The organism is Enterobacter sp. ECC-019, assembly GCF_043974075.1.
GTDB classification, from domain to species: Bacteria; Pseudomonadota; Gammaproteobacteria; order Enterobacterales; family Enterobacteriaceae; genus Enterobacter; species Enterobacter asburiae_D.
The window spans coordinates 2,548,263-2,565,240 of sequence record NZ_CP143759.1 but is presented as its reverse complement, the minus strand read 5'-3'; the positions used below and the strand labels follow the sequence as shown (position 1 = coordinate 2,565,240).

Below are 16,978 nucleotides of genomic sequence, written 5' to 3'. Positions count from 1 at the left end.
TTTTTGTCGGTAAAAACCCGCCGAAGCGGGTGTGCTAGATTTTCCCTGATGCGGAAGTGAGGGTGAAGCCGATGCAGGCGAACGGCTTGAATAGTGATGCCAGCAAAAACGATCGGGAAAAGCTGAACCGCATGCTGGAGGAAATGTTTGAAGAATCCGATATGTGGCTCGTTAGTGAATAAATCGAAGCAGCCTCTCTTTTGTTCTGCTGAGGCTGCGCTGTTCTCAACTACCCGCCTGTAATCTTTCAACCGTCGCTGTCAGCTCTTCAACTTTATCCATTAACACCAGAATAGCTTCATGGTGCAGAGCGGCAGCCACATCACCGGGTGATAGTGCCAATGGTTGCTCTATCACCTGACCATCTACTGTCAAAGAACCTTCCCGGGAATGTGACACAGCTTCAGGGAATACCTCCTGCACTTCCTGAGCCACAAATCCCATACCAAAAGAACCTTTCATCTGGTCATCTTTGCGCACCCAGGTACACCCACGTATCTTTTTCATTTTCTCAAGTGGGTCTTCGATCGGGGTAATCTTATCTTTAATCCGACCATCACAGTTATTAACCCACGATGCGGGAGCGTAAGCATTTCCGCTACTGTAATCCATGTACCAGTCTTTATAAGATGAATCCTGATAAAGACGTAAAAACCCATATCTCTGGCCACCTGAAGCAATTTGACAAAACATTTGCAGTTGAGCGGGTATTGAACCACCTGTCGTCTGAGTTGTTGATGCTACGGTCCCACCCAGCGCTGGTAATGTATTCTGAATGATTTTAAAGTAGGTATGTCCTACTACAGCCCCACCGCTCTTTCCATCCAGAGTATCAAGACGAGTATCATTACCGGCGGCTACTGTTCCCGCGGTTGTCCCTACGTTCTTAGTGGCGCTGTTTCCTAATTCGAGGTTTGTGCGGGCACCTGAAGCGGTTATCGAACCGGTACCGCCCTGATTAACAGGTACGGCCCCGCCGCTCTTGGTTGCCATATTGTCAGACAGATATTTCCATGATGGGCCGGTGAAGGTGGTCCCGTCAGGCAGCTTCACTGTGATGTTTCCGGCGGCGCTGTAAACCTGCTGCCAGTTCTGTTTGTCGTAATTCAGTCCACGAAGCGCTTCAGCACTTTGCGCCACCAGCGCGGCAGTGACCATGTTCAGCGCCACGCGGGGGACCGCTGACCAGGCCGCGCCGGATTGCGTTGGCCCAGTAAAGTTGCTGACCAGCGTAAGTTGCACATTACTCTCAACCGATTTTACTGGCAGCGTATAATCAACGCCGCCCACAGTAGAGACAATAAAGTCACCTGCGGCGAGTTCGGTTGCGAATGAGGTTCCGGAACCGCCAATGATAGCGGACCCGTTTGTCAGGGTGATAGTTCCTGCAGACATATGCGCTCCTTTCGGGCAATAAAAAACCCTGCCGAAGCAGGGTTTGTAATTGGTTGCTGTTGTGCTGGGTGCCTCCCAGTGAACTCTCCAGCCAAAGAGTCCGCGATCTCGTTTACGATCTCATCAGAGATAGCTCAGCTGTACGCCCATCCGCATAGGTGGATTCACAACAGCGACATAATGCTACCTTATAGCATTTTTAATAACAAATTTAGGTTCCACACGTGGTTGATGTAAAATTGTTTTTCCCGACCCACTGCCAATTAAAAGGATAGCCAGCTCGATACATCGTTTGATTGTTTTGCTTACGAACGCTGTAAATCTGAACTTCTGTTTCCTGACCACCTATCAAAGCTGTACCAGTACACACCGGAGACTGTTTTTCTAGTACCCCAGAACATCCAGAAAGTAGTAACAAAAGCCCTGCTGCAATAATTGTCTTTTTCATTTATGAAAATCCTTATGAATATAAGTTTATAAACAATAACAGTATGGTGATGCCAGTCATAGTCAATAAAATATATTTATATTCATTAATCAATCGGGAATAACGATCAACTAATCGAATGCAGCCGTGTTGATTGCCGTCAAAGCTATTCCAGTCGTAGTCCCACCCGCAGCAGAACCGGTAGCCGTTGTCGAAGGCGCGGCATTAACCCGGGTTGATGAACCATTAAACCGACATCCTGAGTAGGCTGTGATATTCACAATAGTGGGTGGTTTAGTGTTATTGTTCTGAATGATCTGGGAACCAAGAATAGCGGGTGCCACCGCATAACTCCCAGGCAAAGTGACGTCAATATTAATTCCACCTGTTGCAGCTCCTGGTGTTCCAACAGTCACGAGATCACTCAATATCCGACTCTCGTTTGTCAGGACCAGCTTTCCGGAAGCATCCCAGATAGCAAATCCCCATTTTGGCAATGTCTGAGGAAAAATGGCAAATATGTAAGCCGTTAAGGTATGTGCCTGTCCATACGCATTGCTTGACCCAACAAGAATATTTCCCCCTGATCTGGCGGCAGTAACTACAGTGGGCTGAGCGGTATCACTCGTTTTGCAAAAAACCATTGCCGGATAAGAAATATCCAGAGCGACTGTTTCAGATGCTCCATGATATGCCCCGCTTGCTACTGAGTTAACAACTACCTTCCTGTAGAGGCAAAATGGTGTGGACTGTGGCGTAATAAAGGGATTTCCATTATCCAGAGCTATCAGTGCGCCATAATCTGACATTATGCTTTCTCCACAAAAACTACTAGCTCACATTCAGAGGCTGGATAGTTTCCAATCCCTGCGCTGCTTGCCGCGCCAAGGGTTATCGTATTTCCACTAGCGACGATACTACGCCCTACCGAGATCGCCCCCTTATCCAGAGAAACGACAAACCCGACCTTCATTCCTGCCGGAATGGTAAACGACCAGCTTCCTGAGTTTTGCCCCTCAGAAAGTTGAATACGGCCGACAACAGAAACTGGCTTAATACCGTAATTGTTTGGATTGCCATTGGCATCCCATGTCTGAATGCCCCACGTCATTAAAATACTCCTGTAAGTTTGCCAATCTGTACGCGGAGGACGCCGTTCGCATCCCTGATGCTGTCCGTTACATTCGTGGTCTTTCTTGCGCCATCCCCGTCGCTGCCGAAGTTTTCCCAGGTACCGCCTTTGTCCAGTTTCCACCCGGACTGCCCCGGGACGTAATTGTTGGACTGGATGAAATTGCCGATTTTGGCATTGGTGATCGTGCCGTCCTGAATAAACGCTGAGCTGATAAAGACCTGTCCATTAACCACAGCGAACGGCGAATACTGGGTATCACCACTGCCGCTCATCAGTACGAACTGGTTAGCGTTGAAACCTACTCGGGTAACAATCGGCTGCCCTGCCTGCGCCAGAACGGCAATCGACATCCCGGCGTTATACATGATGCCGTTTATCCTCACGCCTGCTTTGAGGGTATAGATCGCCGAAGCGCCGGAAGCATCAACGACGGCGGTAAGCTTATCCTCCAGTGCTGCAGTGACGTCCTCTATCTGAGCCTGTACCTGCGTGGACATTTCCGCCATTGCCTGGCTAACGTCAGCAATGGTCGTTTTGACAACCAGGATATCGGCACGCACTTCCCCGTACTGTGCCCACTGGTGCTCAACTGTTCCGTGGTTCGCCAGGGCGTTCTGAAGAATTCCCTCAATGTTGGTATCGATGTCACCAGTGAGACGCTCCCCATCTGCAGAGGTAAGGAAATCGTCAGCGATGTCACCCAGATAATCATCGGCGTTATCGTTAGACATCCCTCTGATCCAGTCGGTATAACCGGACTCATTACCCGTTCTGTCAACCAGCTGCGCGCGGTACCAGAATTCCTGCCCTGCTTTAAGCCCGAGCTGGGTATATTCAGCGGAAGGATAAGGTACGTCAGATAGCAATAGGGGATCAGAAAAGTCACTGTTGGCAGTGTACTGAATTTCCGTTTTTAGTGTATCGCCGGTGTTTGCCGGGAAACCCCAGTTAAGACGAATCCCCCAGTTAATGCCCGTGGCCATGAATCCTACTGGCTTAGGCGGATTACCTACTTTACCGGTCAGTGTCTTCTCTTCTGAATATCCCCATCCTGAGGAAATTTCAGCGGCATTAATTGCGCGCACGCGCACCAGGTAGCGCCCGGCATAAATCCCCGGGACGTCAAATGACGTGGTGGAACTGCGAGGCATGTTCACCCAGTTTCCGTCGTTACGGCGCCACTGCCCCTCATAGGCGATAGCATTCTGCGCCTGGTCCCAGCTGACGCGCATGGTCTCGACGCTGATATTCTGCTGAACAACAGAAAACGAGCTGATCACGATGTTAGCTGGCGGGGACTGATTACCAGGAGGTATTACACTTATTGGCCGCTGGTCGATAATTGCGCCAGTATCGATACGGGCATATTTATCCGGATCGTGCCATGCGGCGGTGATCGAGAAGGTGCCATTATCATTATCGCTTACGCTGACAACGCGATACTGCTGAGCGTAAAGCTCGTCAGATTCAACCACCCAAACAGCTTCAACCTGTGGCGTCTCACTGTATGCCGTGGTGACTGTGACTGATTCACCGTTCACGGCCTGAATGGTCCTGCTCTGCGACGCTCCGGAAGGTAGGTTGAGAATAAGGCGATCACCTGCTGTCGCATCTGCCACGCGGTCAAGTTTGATAACGCGACCGTTAACGGCGCTGATGCGGCCGCCCATAACCTTTCCGGAAAGCAGCTCGTCTGCCACCGCGATGATGTAGCCCGGCTGAGGAATGTTGCCGTCCAGCCCGACATCAAACGAAACAACACGATCCTTGTTGTTGGTGAGAATCCCCCAGCGCCCCTTTCGGTTTGCTTCAGACTGCCTGGTACAGCCGATGGCTGTCATTTCCAGTTGATTGAAACCGTACCGCGCCACCAGCGCCTGCTCAAATACCGGCTCCATCGCGTCGGCGTAAGCATTACCGGGATCAGACCATGATACCAGCGCTGTGGTGTAGCGGCTTTTCTTGGTGCTGCTCGAATAGGTGAAGCGACCGCCAACAACGTTAGCGCGCGTGTAGCTGTAATCAACATCGCGCGGCATGTCAGCCAGGGCAACAATCTGATCCCCGCCCCAGTAGGTCATACCACGGAAGATAGCAGCAAAATCACGCAGGACTGTGTAGGCGTCGTTCCGGTCCTGAATGTACACGTTGCAGGTATAACGTGGTTCGGTACCGTTGCCCCCTTTGCCATCTGGTACCATCTGATCACAATACTGGGCAACCTGATAAAGCGTCCATTTATCAATATTCGCAGCGGTCAAACGGTGACCAAGGCCGAACCGGTCAGAAACAACCAGATCGTAAAAAATCCACGCAGGGTTATCCGTCCATGCCCACTTAAACGCACCGGTCCATGTACCGCTATAAGTGCGGGTTTCAGGGTCGTAGGTATCTGGAACGCGGATAACGCGGCCGCGCGGTTCGCATGAAATTTGAGGAATAGAGCCGTTGAACTGGCTTGAGTCGAATTCGATGTAAAGCAGCGCGGTGTTCGGGTAGCGCAGTTTGGCGTCAATCACCTCGGTGAAGCTCTGCAGCGTCATCGTGTCGCCGATCTTCGCGCTGTTGGCGTCAGAGGTAATCTTACGCAGGCGGATTGTCCAGGTGCTGCCAGCCTGCGGTAAATCAATACGATGGCTGCGCTCATAACCAGACGTCGTTTTTCCGGTCACGCTGGTATTGAGTACCGTCTGCCACGCGCCGCCGTCCGTCTGCAGGTCAATCGCATAATTGACCGAGTAACCCACCAGATCGCCGTCGTCCTCCTGTTTGAAAAGCGAGGTCCATTTCAGACGCAGGCGAACTGCTGAAAGCTGCGTATTGGTAAAGGTGCGCGTCCATGCTGTAGCGCTTGATACCTCAGTTCCCACGCTGATTTCGTTTTCGGTACCGGGAATACCCTGAATATATTTTTGCGCCTGCGTTCCCGCGCGAAACTCCCACGTCACGCCGCTGAAGTTTTGGGAGCCGTCAGCATTTTCCAGGGCCGTTCCGTCCAGGTAGATATCTTTTCCGGTTAGCTGCCCTGCAAACTCCCCTTCCCCAAGCGCAACAAGGATTTTTGCCTTCGCTACAGATTGCAGATCATCAGGCTGTTCGGTAGGGGTTCGGGAACTTGAGCTGCCGCCCTTGCGGCCCTTTAAAACTTTTTCTGTAGCCATATTGCGCCCATAAAAAAAGCCACCCGAAGGTGGCCAGAAAAAAGGTTAGTTATCTACTGCTGCTCTTCGACATAAATTCCGGCTGAGATAATCGCTCCGCCGATTCGCCGGCGACCATAAAGAAGCGGTACCGGGTAGCCCTGAGCAGCGGTGTTTGTTACTCCACCGAATGCGTATGATGCGCGGTTATCTGCGCTTTGTTTGCTGGCCAATCCGGTTGGCTGAGGGGAAAGCATTTGCACAACACCGCCGACCATCATCGCCGCACCAAATTGTGCGACACCATACCCGGCCGCAGATAATGTTCCCGCTGAAAAATAGCCGATAGCGACCCCGACAACGACCAGCACTGCGCCAAGAATTGTTTGCAGTACTCCCGCTTTTTTACTGCCAATGATTACCGGAATAATGCGAATAACGTCACCGGTAACTGGAAAGCCAAGATCATCCTCGCCAATGTTTCTTTTCCCTTCGAAAACGGAAAAAATGAGTCCTCGGCGTTGGCTGGAAATCATAAACTGCTCAAATCCAGGGATGGTTTTTGCGAGCGCAACACCCGCCTCACTCACACGGGAGATTAGGCGGTGGTGAACTTTGCCGAAGGTTTTACCGAGCACGCCACCCAGCTCAATACGACTCATAACTTCTTGCATTATCCATCTCCCCTTAAATCTTTATAACGAACGATTTTCATTGTCCGTTCTTGCCAGTAGCCACCATACGGCACGCGTTGGCTAAGATGCCCGTACAGGTGTTGCAGCAGCATATTACCCTCCAGCAGAATTCCCGCGTGATTCCACTTATCAGCCTGGACCTGCATGATCACCATATCTCCGGGTTTCGGTGGCCCGTCGAATTCACGGAATCCGCACTCATACCAACAGTCCTGATAGAAGTTATCCGGATAGTCGTTTTCCCACCAGGGATAATCAACCCGGTAGTCGTGCAACTCAATCCCATGTGTTTGCCGGAAATAGCTCATTACCAGCCCCCAGCAGTCGAAGTGGCCAAGCACAAACGGACGCTCCAGCAGCGGCAATTCCCCACGCGGCTGAATGGTGCGTAAATCCCCCTCAGGCCAGCTCACAATGTGCCAGGGTAAAAGCGTTGCGTCGCATTGCGCTTTATCCAGTTCGCTCGGTTGCGTTGTGGCGTCAGGGTGACTGTGAACGATGGCGATCACCGTTCCCCAGTCCTCAGCAGCTGCGTAATCTTCCGGGCAAAGGACAAAATTGTCCTCCGGCGCCGCGGCAAGATTCCGGCAAGGAAAATACCGCTCAACGCGGCTTTTCTGCGCCACCACGCCGCAACACTCGCGAGGATATTCAGCTGCAGCATGCGCCATAATCGCATCGATGGTTTTCTGACGCATATCAACTCCTGATCAAAGACGTGCCCGGGAAGCCACCAAAGGAGAGTTCGTTATTTTCACCGAATCGGAGTTTGCAAGCCGTTAGCGTGCCGTTGCATTCATCCAGCGACGGATCGCTTACCGGATTGTTGTTTTTGTCGAAATATCGGGTTCCGGCATAGTCGCAGCCGTCGCCGGTGCGATACTTGTTCCGGATGCACCAGGTGCACAGAGAATGAAGCTGCCGCGTCGGGATCATTTGCCCCTGCAGGTCCATCGGGCTGGATAGCGTGAACTCAACAACTTCGTTGGTTTCACTGCTCTTTGCATCGATGTAGAAAACCTTCAGCTTTTCCTGAGTCGGATCTGCTGTGGGATTTCCGTCGGCAAAGTTATTCGCGTCAAGATATTTGCCCAGCGTGTCATGAATAGTCACTTTCGCCTGAAGCAAATCGTCATAGGCCAGACAAAGCGCTGTAATAGAGCTGTCAAGGTTAGCCACCGATAATTTTGGCTGCGCACTGCTTCCACTGGTAGACGCCTCGATCCCCTCTATCTGGCATGGCCAGGGTTTATACTCATTACCCTGCCACCAAATAGATTTTGCAGGCAGTTTATTTTCATCACCGCCAGCAGCGAGGATTTCAGCCTCAGTATGCGCGAGACTGTAGCTGTGAAAGCGCATGACTTCACCGGTGCCAAATGCCGTGCCATCTACTTCGAAAAGCCTGACCACATCACCAGGTTCGAGTTTCTGAAAATCAGCGTTAAGACTCATGGTCGGAATGCCTGTATGAATGTTGCTTCAAGGTTGAATTTCCCAGCGCCGAGCCCGGTGGGTTTATACGTTTCGCAACGATACAAACCCAAAGGTTCCAGCGGTGGCTTCCATTGAAAGGCTTTCATTCCTTCATGCCTGTCGAGAAAAGATTTAATGGCAGAAATGTAGGTTTCGTTTCCTGTGAAGTTGAGCGTCCACTGCTGGGTTCTCGTGTTCAATCCATCCCCTGACACCTGCTCATATCCATCGCCAAACTGTGCTTTCCTGACGCGGAAGTTAGTATCTGCCTCAGCGTTAATCCGCGGGCACCAGGTGAAAGTTTCGATAGCCATTTTTATCTGGTTCCTTTCATTGCGTTCCAGATGTCACCACCTGGGCTGATATCTCGCATGACGTTCTGCTTGTATCGCTGATCAACAAATCGGCCAACGTCTGCACCGAATTGTTCAAGCCCAGGTGAGGTCTGTGTTGATGTGTTGCCATTACCATCAATGGTGATATAAACCTGTGGCGCCGAAGATACCGACTGACCGCCACCAGCTCCGACTGCACGAACACCGAGAGAACCATCCGGCGCGCGGGTAAGCGGCATGATCGCCTCCGGCCCAGCCTCGCCCATGATTCCGGCCCCGCCTTTTGCGAAAGCGAACATGGTGGGGTTTCTGACGATCCCATTACTGAAAGCGCTCAGAGATGGAGAGTCATAAACGCCGCCTTTGGCGTTAAACTGGAAGCTCGAACCGTAACTGGAAACCGCAGTACCGGTGCTGGCTGCTGCTCCCGCCCCGCCCCCGAAGAAGCTGCCTACACTGCCGATGAGTGAGCCAAAGATGCCAGAACCGGAAGAGGCCCCACCCATCGCGCTAACAACCGCCATCTGCAGAGCCACTTTTTCGATAATCTGCAGGACAGAAATACCCCACGATTTCCAGCTAACCTTATTGCCTTCGAGCATTGAGGTGACGTTACCAAACGCGCTGTCGAGTGTGGTTTTCACCCCGTCAGAAACTGTGCCGGAAACGTTACTGACTTCATCAAACCAGCTGGCATAGCCCCGCGATACTCCGGACATCCAGTCCGCTTCAGCTGCTGCTATAGCCTTGTATTTATTTTCCAGGGCATCGAGGGCATCCCTCCGAGCTATCACAGCCTGGGTGCTTTTGTCGCCACCAGCTTTTGTGAAAACACGGTCAATCTGTTGGGTCTCGTCGAACCGGCTGCGCTGGCGATCACTCATGCCTGCGGTTTCAGTTGTCAGCGTCGCCTCATCCCTGAACTTTCGGGCCGCTTCAGTTAAATCCTTCAGGGCGTCAGCTTGTTCGCGCTGCTTGCGCACGTTCTCGTCGGCTTTTTGCGTCCATTTTGCCAGCTCTGCTGAAGATGCCTGGATCGCCCTGCGCTGCTCGTCGGTCCATTTAGTGCCTGCCTGGTGCGATGCAGCGTAAAGCTCAGAGGCTTTTTCGCCTTCCGTGGCCCTGACGCGTTGCACGTCGATAGCCACGCTCAGATCGGCCATTTTCCGGGAGTACTGTTCGGCAGTGCTGGCCGCTTCGCGCTCGGCTTTACTCTGAGCTTTCGAGGCGGCGGTAGAGGTTTTTTTTGCCTCCGCAGCCGCTGCATCCTTTTTGGCTGCCTGATCCTTGTTGTAGATGTACTTGGTGTAAAGTGCTCCCGTCAGCTTCAGGTCTTCTGCTTCATACACGTGCTGCTGATGGAGTTTCTCTAATCCGCTTAAGCTGGCCAGCTCATTATCGCGGCGCGAGCGCTCCAGTGCGGTTTGCTGTTGCGGTGTTGCGTTAGCCAGTGAAACGACGGGCCCGGCATATTGTGGCGGCTTGGCGCCAGCGGTCGCAGACATTGAGCGGTTAAGCAGGTCATACGCACCTTTCAGGATTGAGACAGCGCCAGCCTGTTCGATAGCCTTTTGCGTGGCCAGATCACTGGCCTGGTTAACCAGCTTCTGAGTTTGCTCGACTTTTGAAGCTGCCTGTTCGCGCTGGTACTCCAGCTGGTTCAGCTTATCGGTCAGCTCGATGTTTTTGGCCGTGATGTCGGCCTGGTCCATGAAGGTGTTGATCAGGGTCAGCGTCGGATGGCGGTTGTAGTCCTGCTGGATTTGGTCAACCGCCTTAAGGCTGTCTTTCACCTTCGCGATCTGAGAGTCGAGGTCGGCCAGGTCCTGTTTTTGCGCCTGTAAAGATGTACGGGCATCAGCCGCGGTCGAACGCAGGCCAAGCACCGACATCTGCTGGAGCTTGGTGTTGATCTCGTCAAGATTGTTGGCAAAGCCGACTGCCTCACGATGCACCTGCTGGGTATGCTGATAAAGGCCATACATCGCAGCGCCGGCACCGATGATCACTCCAGGCCAGCCACCGAGAATACCCAGAACCCCGCTACCCAGCCGGGACATTACTGAGGCTGTATTGGTGAGATTGTTAGCTGCAGAGGTCCTGCCAGCCAGCGCCGTATTCAATGATGCCTGAGCTGCAGCAAGATTACGCTCAGCGACAATCTGAGCCTCAATACTCGTCGCCGCTGCGCGCGCCTGTTGAGCGCGGTAAACAGCCTGGCGACCAGCAGCAACGCTAACCTGAGCGCCGCGAACCTGAGCCTGCGCCAGCGCGACCTCGGCGGCCGTATTAGCGAGCACTGCCCGGGTTGACTGAGCAACGCTGCCGACCATGTTGCCAAAATAACGAGCGAGGCCAACACCAACCAGAAGACCGGCTGTATTTGCCACATCATCGATGTTATTCGCCAGACCATCCAGCACGCCAGAAAGCGTGGATGATGCGCCGACAGCATCATTCGCCCCGCCAACCCATGCGAGAAAGGCGTTTTGCACTTTCTGTGCAGATCCGCTGATGGATGCAGGAAGAGTGTCGAATTCTTTACGCAGGATCTCGACATTGGTCAGCAGCGGGACGATCTTGTTGGTCGTCAGCTCGCCGTTGTTGGCCATATTTCGCAGGCCACCAACAGTGGTACCCAGCCCATCAGCCAGCAGTTTCGCCAGGCGGCCACCGTTCTCCATGATGGAGTTAAATTCTTCACCTCGCAAAACGCCTGAGCCAAGTGCCTGGCTAAGCTGGGTGATAACAGAACTCGCCTCTTCGGTACTGGCACCAGACAGCTTCAGTGAGGTTGCTACGGTTTCCGTAACTTTTGCGACGTCAGCAGAAGCGTAACCGGAATCTCGCAGGGACTGCGCAATTCTGCTGTACAGGTTGCTGTTTGCCTCGAGTGATGTTCCGGTGCGCTGGCTAATCTCCATCAGCTCGCGCTGGGATTGCACGTAATCCTCACTGGAAGAGGACGCAAGGCGAAGACGCCCATTCAACTGGTTCCACGTGTCGGCAAACTGAATCAGCTGATGCGTGGCAAATGCACCAGCCCACGCACCGGCAAGCCCGGCAGCAGAGGATCGCACGGTTGCAAGCTGAGAATTCAGGTCAGCCAAAGACCGCTGAGTTTCACGCGTGGCCGCTGCAGCTTTTTTCCCGCCCTGTTCCATAGTGCGGTAGTAATCCGTCCCCATACGGGACGCTCTGGCGATCTCAGACTGGAAAGAAGACGAGTTCGCAGAAATTTTGATGATTAACTCGCGCAGCGTTGCCATATTTCACCCATAAAAAAGCCCGCAGCCGCGGGCGTCAAAGACCAGACATCCATTTTTCGAGCTCTGAGACTTCTGCTATCTCTTCCTGCTCACCCCATTTCAGCATCACGTCAGGGATAGTAAATTTACCTCCCTGAGAGTTCAGCATTGCAACGGAGATCTGCGCCGCCTGTGCATCGGCGCGCCAGTCACCAATCGGACTGATGCGGTCGAACTCGATCCACATTTTGAGCTCGCTGGCGGTCATGGTCTGACGCAGTTCGTGGAGAGTACGCCCCAACCGGAGCGCCAGCGACATCAGGAAGAAGGTCAGCGGCTGCTTTACGGCTTTCCCGCTTCTTCCTGGCTCATTCCGAGGTTGAGGGCCTGAGCCAGCAGGCGGGAGTGCACAGGACCATAAATTTTAGATACCTGCTCCTGATCCTCATCGCTGAATACTCGTTCGCCGTTTTCATCCAGCAGAACGTCAATAAACAGAACCACATCAGCCTCTTTGTTACGCAGAAACTTTTCCGCCTCCGTCAGCGTCGGTGCCTCTTCGCCCTCGGCGAGCTGGGGATTAACGATCTCCCGGAATTTCACCCAGGCATCGCCAGAGGGTTCACGCAGCGTTACCTTTGCGCCATCCCATTCAGGGACCGTGATACCTTCTTTGGTGCGATAGGCTTTCGATGCTGTAAGCGCCACGTTGCGTAATGAATTCTGTGATGTTTTTTGCAGCATTTCATTTTTCTCTTGTTACATGATCGGAGGGATAAAAAAAAGCGGCCGAAGCCGCTCAGGAACCAGACGCGTAGATGCGTTTAGGTTTGCCGCGTACACGCAGAGAATAGGTAGCGCCAACAACGGAAGAGGTTGCAGCAGACCATGAGCTCTGGCGCACCTCAACCAGCACGTAGAAACCGTTGCCAGACGGGAATACCACGCGCAGCGCGCGCAGTTCGTCATTTTCGTAAGCGGTCTGCAGTGCCTCCTGTGCTGCTTCATCGCCAACCCAGTTACGGGTAATGCTCATTTCAGCAGGCGCTGCGAGGCCGTTGGTTTGCTCCTGTTCAGTTGAGCACAGCGTGGTTACGTCGATATCCCCTTTCTGCCCGCCGGTGAAGGTGATCTCCTTTGTTGCACAGGCTGCTTCCAGCCAGGTAACACCAGCACCCGGGAAACCTGAGGCGTTAAAATCCTCGGCGGTTACGGGTGCGTCGGAGACGGCAAAGGTCATCCCCTTTGTGACTTCATACTTACTGGTCATGGTTTCTCCAGTTAAAAAAAAGACCGCCGGAGCGGTCTGTTATGGTGGGTAAAGTTAAACGGTTACCTGAAATTCGAGCGTTGCCCGGTGATAGCGCAGATCAGGCTCATAGCCCGGCGTTTTCACAATGCTTTCCGGCTTCAGCACCTGCAGAGCATCAAGCGCCATATTCCTGATCGTGCGCGCTTCAGCGATGGTGCTGGAATAGACATCAACCTGCACAGAAACGGCAGATTCAGCCTGACCGCAAAGAACGTCTGCGGCCACGTCGGTAATAATCGAGAAAATTACCCATGGCGGAGAGACTGAAGGCTTTCCGTCACTGCCGAGAGGCGCAACGTAGGGATAAACCTGCCCTCCGGCCAGCGGCGCCAGCAGAGGATAAAGATCGTCTTCCGTCATTTGCTTAACGCCTCGTCAATGGCCTGGTTCATGCGCCTGATTGCGACCTCCGTCGCCTGCTCCTGGCGTACATCGAACGCGGGACGAATGAAAGGGTGCGGCGGCATGTTAACGGTACCCATTTCAACGAAACGCCAGTAAAACGCATTACGCGGGTCGCTGGCTTTCATGGTGTTGTCGCTATTACCGGTTCGCATGTTGCGGCCACGGATGTGAATACCGGAAGATATTTCCCCGCGGCGGCGGCTTTTTTGGGTCACCACCACCACGTTTTTTTTCAGTTTCCCGGTACGCACCGGTGCGCGGGCGATCACTTCTTCCTTAAGCACTTCGGCGCCAGCGCGCGTGGCATCACGCAGAACCTTGTTGTTTTCAGCGCGGCTAAGCGCCTCCAGATCCTTTGCGATGTCATTCAGCCCGGAAAAATCGAGGCTCGTCTCAATCATTTTTCGGTACCCTGTTTGCAAAGAATTTCGAGCTGAACACCGCAAGAGTCAGGGATTGGCGGACCAATGATATTCAAAATGGCCCCCTTGAACGCGCCAGTCATAACCCTGAGTCTGGACGCAGCAGTTATATCGCTACGAAATCGTGTCCATACCCTGATAGTGGCGACTGCGGTTTCAGCACCAGCGGCTACCAGCTCGCGGCCACTAATGCCCTTTACTTCTGCCCAGGTTTCTGCGCCGTCATGCCATGCTTCAACAGGCTGGCCAGAAGAATCTCTGGATGTTGTGAGGTTCTGAACCACCACCCTGTCTCTCAGTCTTCCGGCCTGCATAAAGTCCTCCTATACCCCGTAAATTCGGTATGGCTGCAGCAAGGCTTCAACTGCAAGCGGGACCTCTGCAACAGTCTGACCGACGGAAACTGATTCTCTGTTGGCATACCAGTGACCTATCAGCAATAACATGGCCGCTTTAACATCATCATTTAGTAGAATCGGGTCCGGGTCATCTGCGTAGCCAGGGGAGCTCTGGTTTTCATAGAGCGTTCGCCTTGTCCATGTCTGGACGTAACGCGCCGCCGCACCGGTGTATAAAGTCAGCAGGGCATCGTCTCCGGAAAAATCGGCATCAATGCGGCAGTGCTGTTTCACCACATCAAGGTCGACCATTATTTTTTCGCCTTCTTGTCCGCTTTTACTTCCGGCTGTTCCTGCTGCTGTTCCTGCTGCTGTTCCTGCTGCTGTTCCTGCTCTGCAGGATTTTCTGATTCATCGAGCATCGCATAGCCTTTTTTGATGAGCTCGCGACCGTGCTGTTCCAGAGTTTCCAGCGGAAGCCCCTCAGTAACGACGGTACCGCCGAAATAAATCGGTTTAAGTGCAATCAGTTTCATTTTCCCACCTGTAAAAGCGGCCCGAAGGCCGCTATTTCATCAGCTACCAGCGCCAGTGCGGAATGCACCGTATACAAATGCCTCAGGGCGTTTGACGGCCAGCGCCAGACGTTCCTCGCAACGGATGGTGAGCATGTTTTTCTCGAAGTCGTCGGCGTTCTCTGTGGAGATCACCACGTTCGCATCTTCGCGGTCGAAGATTTGCGCGCCTGCGTTGAAAGCACCGGTCAGGAATTTACCCTGGAATGCCGCTGCTTCGGTGGCAACAACCGGCAGGCCCCACAGAGTCGGTCCAGTCAGCGCCGCAGGGTTAGCCAGGATGTAGCGGCCCAGGCTGTCTTTTGTCAGCTCGATCCGCGCCCAGTCAATGAAATGAAGGACATGACCGGAAGCCGGGAAGCGCGCCAGCTGCACCTGCAGCATTGCCAGACGCAGATCGTCAATACCGCTCTGCTGTTCAACAGTGAACGCTGGATCAAACGCTGACGCCTGAGGAACGATGCCATGCAGATGCACGCCGGTACCATCACCGAAGAGAATTTCCTGCTCTTCTGCGTACTTCAGCCCGTAGCGCATTTCGGCATCAACGGTGGACTGCAGCTGTGCGAAGTCATCCAGGATCTGCTTAGAGGCTTTGAACAGGTGGGCAATGGTGCTGACGCCAGTGATTTTCGGCGTAAACTCAATTTCGCTGTATGGTTTCTGCGTGTTTTCAGGAACCACTTTCGCGTTATTGGTAAAGCCCGTCTGCTGCACCCAGAAGATAGCAGAGGAGGAAGTACGACCTGGAGCAATCAGATCGCGGATAAACAGGCGCTGTTTCGGTGCCGTATCAATACCCGGCAGGCGCTGTGGCTCCACAACACCATCAGGCACATCCACCGAAGTCAGGGCAGCCTTCACAGGGATGCTGATACGTTTGCCACCTTCAACACCTGCAGCAAAAGTTTTCAGCGCTTCAGCAGAGATCACCTGCTGGCCGATTGATTCCACAACATGCTTCGCGTTAGCCAGCGGCATCTGAGCAACATGTTGCTCCAGTTCCCCCATCGCAGACTTCAGCGTTTTTTCTGCTTCGCGCAGGGCGTTGAACTCAGAAGCCATTTTATCAACGGCTGCCTTTGTTTCTTCTGACAGCTTGCCGGATTTCTGCGCCTCTTTGAGTGCGTCTTCTGCTTTCGCGTTGAACTTGCCAGTTGCCTCTTCGATGCTGGCCGTGACTTTTTTCAGAATATCGTTTACTTCAGACATAAAGGGTCCTTATTTGACTAACGCCGCCAGGGCGCTTTCAAGTGAATTGATGGTTTCAGGTTTGATGTCTTCGGCAGCGCCCGGCGTACCGTCGTTGGTGGTGACAGCGCCAGGCATGCCACCGGATAAGGCTTTAATGAGTTTTCTGCGCTCAGAGCGCGGTGTGTTGGTCTTGGCCAGCAATGCATCAAGTTTGCGAAGCGCGGCTGCAGGCGATTCGTCGCCGTCGCTGACCGCATCAGCAGAAAGCAGGCTGTCTGCCAGTCCCTTCGCTACTGCATCACTGCCACCGATATAGCTTTCCGCGTCCATCAGCTTCTGCACAGCGGCCATATCAAGGCCGGATCGCGCCGCGTAGATGTCAGCCATAGCGGTATCGAAGGGTTCCAGTGACTGTGCCAGTTCTGCAAAATCATGGCGGTTTCCCATCGCATATACCCAGCAGTTGTGGATCATCAGGAAGGCACCGCGGCCAATCTGAATATCATCCCCGGCCATCGCAATTATCGAGGCGGCGCTGGCGGCAATGCCCAGCACCTTCACCGTTACACGGCCTTCGTATTCGCGGAGCAGGTTATAAATAGCCAGACCTTCGAACATGTCGCCGCCCGGTGAGTTAATATTCACCGTGACGTCGGCGCCGTTCATAGCCCGAAGCGCACCAGCAATACGTTTAGCTGTTACCCCTTCGCCCCAGTAGTCCTGCCCGATAACATCAAAAACAGAAATGCTGTTATCGTCGGTGGCCGCCGCTTTGATCCCGCCGTCCCAGCGGTCCAGTGCGGACGGTAATGTTTCACAGGTAACGCGCGCGCAGGGGCGACCCGCCGGTGCTACCGGAAGTTGTTTTTTGCTCATCAGGA

Annotated in this window: 20 protein-coding genes and 1 pseudogene; 1 reads left to right on the top strand and 20 read right to left on the bottom strand. The window is 53.3% G+C overall.

Going from position 1 to position 16,978, the window contains the following annotated elements:
* Positions 1-38: 38 nt before the first annotated feature.
* Positions 39-182: pseudogene (locus V1566_RS12170) on the top strand (DinI-like family protein); the annotation flags it as partial.
* 43 nt (positions 183-225) lie between these two features.
* Here V1566_RS12170 and V1566_RS12165 read toward each other — a convergent pair.
* The 20 genes from V1566_RS12165 to V1566_RS12070 form a co-directional block, all read right to left on the bottom strand.
* Positions 226-1,395, bottom strand: a complete 1,170-nt coding sequence (locus tag V1566_RS12165; protein ID WP_395303447.1) for a tail fiber domain-containing protein — start codon at positions 1,393-1,395, stop codon at positions 226-228.
* A 211-nt stretch (positions 1,396-1,606) separates the two neighbouring features.
* Entirely contained in the window at positions 1,607-1,843 is a 237-nt protein-coding gene (locus V1566_RS12160; RefSeq protein WP_395303446.1) for a lipoprotein, read from the bottom strand.
* 110 nt (positions 1,844-1,953) lie between these two features.
* Positions 1,954-2,631: a hypothetical protein gene (locus V1566_RS12155; protein WP_395303445.1), complete on the bottom strand. Its 678-nt coding sequence runs from the start codon at positions 2,629-2,631 to the stop codon at positions 1,954-1,956.
* Positions 2,631-2,933: a hypothetical protein gene (locus V1566_RS12150; RefSeq protein ID WP_395303444.1), complete on the bottom strand. Its 303-nt coding sequence runs from the start codon at positions 2,931-2,933 to the stop codon at positions 2,631-2,633. Before V1566_RS12150 ends, V1566_RS12155 begins: the two co-directional genes overlap by 1 nt.
* Complete coding sequence (locus V1566_RS12145; protein WP_395303443.1) at positions 2,933-6,118, bottom strand: host specificity protein J; 3,186 nt, start codon at positions 6,116-6,118, stop codon at positions 2,933-2,935. The genes V1566_RS12150 and V1566_RS12145 overlap by 1 nt, the downstream gene beginning before the upstream one ends.
* Positions 6,119-6,171: 53 nt before the next feature.
* Positions 6,172-6,771, bottom strand: a complete 600-nt coding sequence (locus V1566_RS12140; protein WP_395303442.1) for a tail assembly protein — start codon at positions 6,769-6,771, stop codon at positions 6,172-6,174.
* The gene (locus V1566_RS12135) at positions 6,771-7,490 is read right to left on the bottom strand and encodes a C40 family peptidase (RefSeq protein WP_395303441.1); all 720 of its coding nucleotides are present in this window, start codon (positions 7,488-7,490) and stop codon (positions 6,771-6,773) included. Before V1566_RS12135 ends, V1566_RS12140 begins: the two co-directional genes overlap by 1 nt.
* 1 nt (position 7,491) lies before the next feature.
* Complete coding sequence (locus V1566_RS12130; protein ID WP_103786987.1) at positions 7,492-8,247, bottom strand: phage minor tail protein L; 756 nt, start codon at positions 8,245-8,247, stop codon at positions 7,492-7,494.
* Positions 8,244-8,582 (bottom strand): phage tail protein, encoded by a 339-nt coding sequence (locus tag V1566_RS12125; protein ID WP_395303440.1) that lies wholly within the window; start codon positions 8,580-8,582, stop codon positions 8,244-8,246. The genes V1566_RS12130 and V1566_RS12125 overlap by 4 nt, the downstream gene beginning before the upstream one ends.
* Before the next feature lie 2 nt (positions 8,583-8,584).
* Positions 8,585-11,872 carry a phage tail tape measure protein gene (locus tag V1566_RS12120; RefSeq protein WP_395303439.1) on the bottom strand — a complete coding sequence of 1,096 codons (3,288 nt, stop codon included), beginning with the start codon at positions 11,870-11,872 and terminating at the stop codon, positions 8,585-8,587.
* Positions 11,873-11,906: 34 nt separating this feature from the next.
* A complete protein-coding gene (locus V1566_RS12115; protein ID WP_196367788.1) occupies positions 11,907-12,170 on the bottom strand; it encodes a DUF4035 domain-containing protein in 264 nt (87 codons plus the stop codon).
* A 23-nt stretch (positions 12,171-12,193) separates the two neighbouring features.
* Complete coding sequence (locus V1566_RS12110; protein ID WP_128111315.1) at positions 12,194-12,595, bottom strand: phage tail assembly chaperone; 402 nt, start codon at positions 12,593-12,595, stop codon at positions 12,194-12,196.
* A gap of 55 nt (positions 12,596-12,650) precedes the next feature.
* On the bottom strand, positions 12,651-13,121 hold the full coding sequence (locus tag V1566_RS12105; protein WP_000202242.1) for a phage tail tube protein: 471 nt from the start codon (positions 13,119-13,121) through the stop codon (positions 12,651-12,653).
* Positions 13,122-13,175: 54 nt separating this feature from the next.
* The gene (locus V1566_RS12100; RefSeq protein WP_047389186.1) at positions 13,176-13,523 is read right to left on the bottom strand and encodes a DUF3168 domain-containing protein; all 348 of its coding nucleotides are present in this window, start codon (positions 13,521-13,523) and stop codon (positions 13,176-13,178) included.
* Entirely contained in the window at positions 13,520-13,969 is a 450-nt protein-coding gene (locus V1566_RS12095; RefSeq protein WP_061382654.1) for an HK97-gp10 family putative phage morphogenesis protein, read from the bottom strand. The genes V1566_RS12100 and V1566_RS12095 overlap by 4 nt, the downstream gene beginning before the upstream one ends.
* Entirely contained in the window at positions 13,966-14,304 is a 339-nt protein-coding gene (locus tag V1566_RS12090) for a phage head closure protein (protein ID WP_395303438.1), read from the bottom strand. The genes V1566_RS12095 and V1566_RS12090 overlap by 4 nt, the downstream gene beginning before the upstream one ends.
* A gap of 9 nt (positions 14,305-14,313) precedes the next feature.
* Positions 14,314-14,640: a head-tail connector protein gene (locus V1566_RS12085; RefSeq protein ID WP_395303437.1), complete on the bottom strand. Its 327-nt coding sequence runs from the start codon at positions 14,638-14,640 to the stop codon at positions 14,314-14,316.
* Positions 14,640-14,864 (bottom strand): hypothetical protein, encoded by a 225-nt coding sequence (locus tag V1566_RS12080; RefSeq protein ID WP_053528466.1) that lies wholly within the window; start codon positions 14,862-14,864, stop codon positions 14,640-14,642. Before V1566_RS12080 ends, V1566_RS12085 begins: the two co-directional genes overlap by 1 nt.
* 39 nt (positions 14,865-14,903) lie before the next feature.
* Entirely contained in the window at positions 14,904-16,115 is a 1,212-nt protein-coding gene (locus V1566_RS12075) for a phage major capsid protein (protein WP_395303436.1), read from the bottom strand.
* Positions 16,116-16,124: 9 nt separating this feature from the next.
* Complete coding sequence (locus V1566_RS12070; protein WP_063217331.1) at positions 16,125-16,973, bottom strand: head maturation protease, ClpP-related; 849 nt, start codon at positions 16,971-16,973, stop codon at positions 16,125-16,127.
* Positions 16,974-16,978 lie beyond the last annotated feature (5 nt).

Coding starts and splice junctions, on each gene's coding strand:
- V1566_RS12130 (WP_103786987.1), bottom strand. CDS start 8,247: ATGAGTCTTAACGCTGATTTTCAGAAACTCGAACCTGGTGATGTGGTC.
- V1566_RS12155 (WP_395303445.1), bottom strand. CDS start 2,631: ATGTCAGATTATGGCGCACTGATAGCTCTGGATAATGGAAATCCCTTT.
- V1566_RS12075 (WP_395303436.1), bottom strand. CDS start 16,115: ATGTCTGAAGTAAACGATATTCTGAAAAAAGTCACGGCCAGCATCGAA.
- V1566_RS12085 (WP_395303437.1), bottom strand. CDS start 14,640: ATGGTCGACCTTGATGTGGTGAAACAGCACTGCCGCATTGATGCCGAT.
- V1566_RS12110 (WP_128111315.1), bottom strand. CDS start 12,595: ATGCTGCAAAAAACATCACAGAATTCATTACGCAACGTGGCGCTTACA.
- V1566_RS12150 (WP_395303444.1), bottom strand. CDS start 2,933: ATGACGTGGGGCATTCAGACATGGGATGCCAATGGCAATCCAAACAAT.
- V1566_RS12115 (WP_196367788.1), bottom strand. CDS start 12,170: ATGTCGCTGGCGCTCCGGTTGGGGCGTACTCTCCACGAACTGCGTCAG.
- V1566_RS12140 (WP_395303442.1), bottom strand. CDS start 6,771: ATGCAAGAAGTTATGAGTCGTATTGAGCTGGGTGGCGTGCTCGGTAAA.
- V1566_RS12135 (WP_395303441.1), bottom strand. CDS start 7,490: ATGCGTCAGAAAACCATCGATGCGATTATGGCGCATGCTGCAGCTGAA.
- V1566_RS12090 (WP_395303438.1), bottom strand. CDS start 14,304: ATGCAGGCCGGAAGACTGAGAGACAGGGTGGTGGTTCAGAACCTCACA.
- V1566_RS12070 (WP_063217331.1), bottom strand. CDS start 16,973: ATGAGCAAAAAACAACTTCCGGTAGCACCGGCGGGTCGCCCCTGCGCG.
- V1566_RS12125 (WP_395303440.1), bottom strand. CDS start 8,582: ATGGCTATCGAAACTTTCACCTGGTGCCCGCGGATTAACGCTGAGGCA.
- V1566_RS12160 (WP_395303446.1), bottom strand. CDS start 1,843: ATGAAAAAGACAATTATTGCAGCAGGGCTTTTGTTACTACTTTCTGGA.
- V1566_RS12145 (WP_395303443.1), bottom strand. CDS start 6,118: ATGGCTACAGAAAAAGTTTTAAAGGGCCGCAAGGGCGGCAGCTCAAGT.
- V1566_RS12165 (WP_395303447.1), bottom strand. CDS start 1,395: ATGTCTGCAGGAACTATCACCCTGACAAACGGGTCCGCTATCATTGGC.
- V1566_RS12105 (WP_000202242.1), bottom strand. CDS start 13,121: ATGACCAGTAAGTATGAAGTCACAAAGGGGATGACCTTTGCCGTCTCC.
- V1566_RS12100 (WP_047389186.1), bottom strand. CDS start 13,523: ATGACGGAAGACGATCTTTATCCTCTGCTGGCGCCGCTGGCCGGAGGG.
- V1566_RS12080 (WP_053528466.1), bottom strand. CDS start 14,864: ATGAAACTGATTGCACTTAAACCGATTTATTTCGGCGGTACCGTCGTT.
- V1566_RS12120 (WP_395303439.1), bottom strand. CDS start 11,872: ATGGCAACGCTGCGCGAGTTAATCATCAAAATTTCTGCGAACTCGTCT.
- V1566_RS12095 (WP_061382654.1), bottom strand. CDS start 13,969: ATGATTGAGACGAGCCTCGATTTTTCCGGGCTGAATGACATCGCAAAG.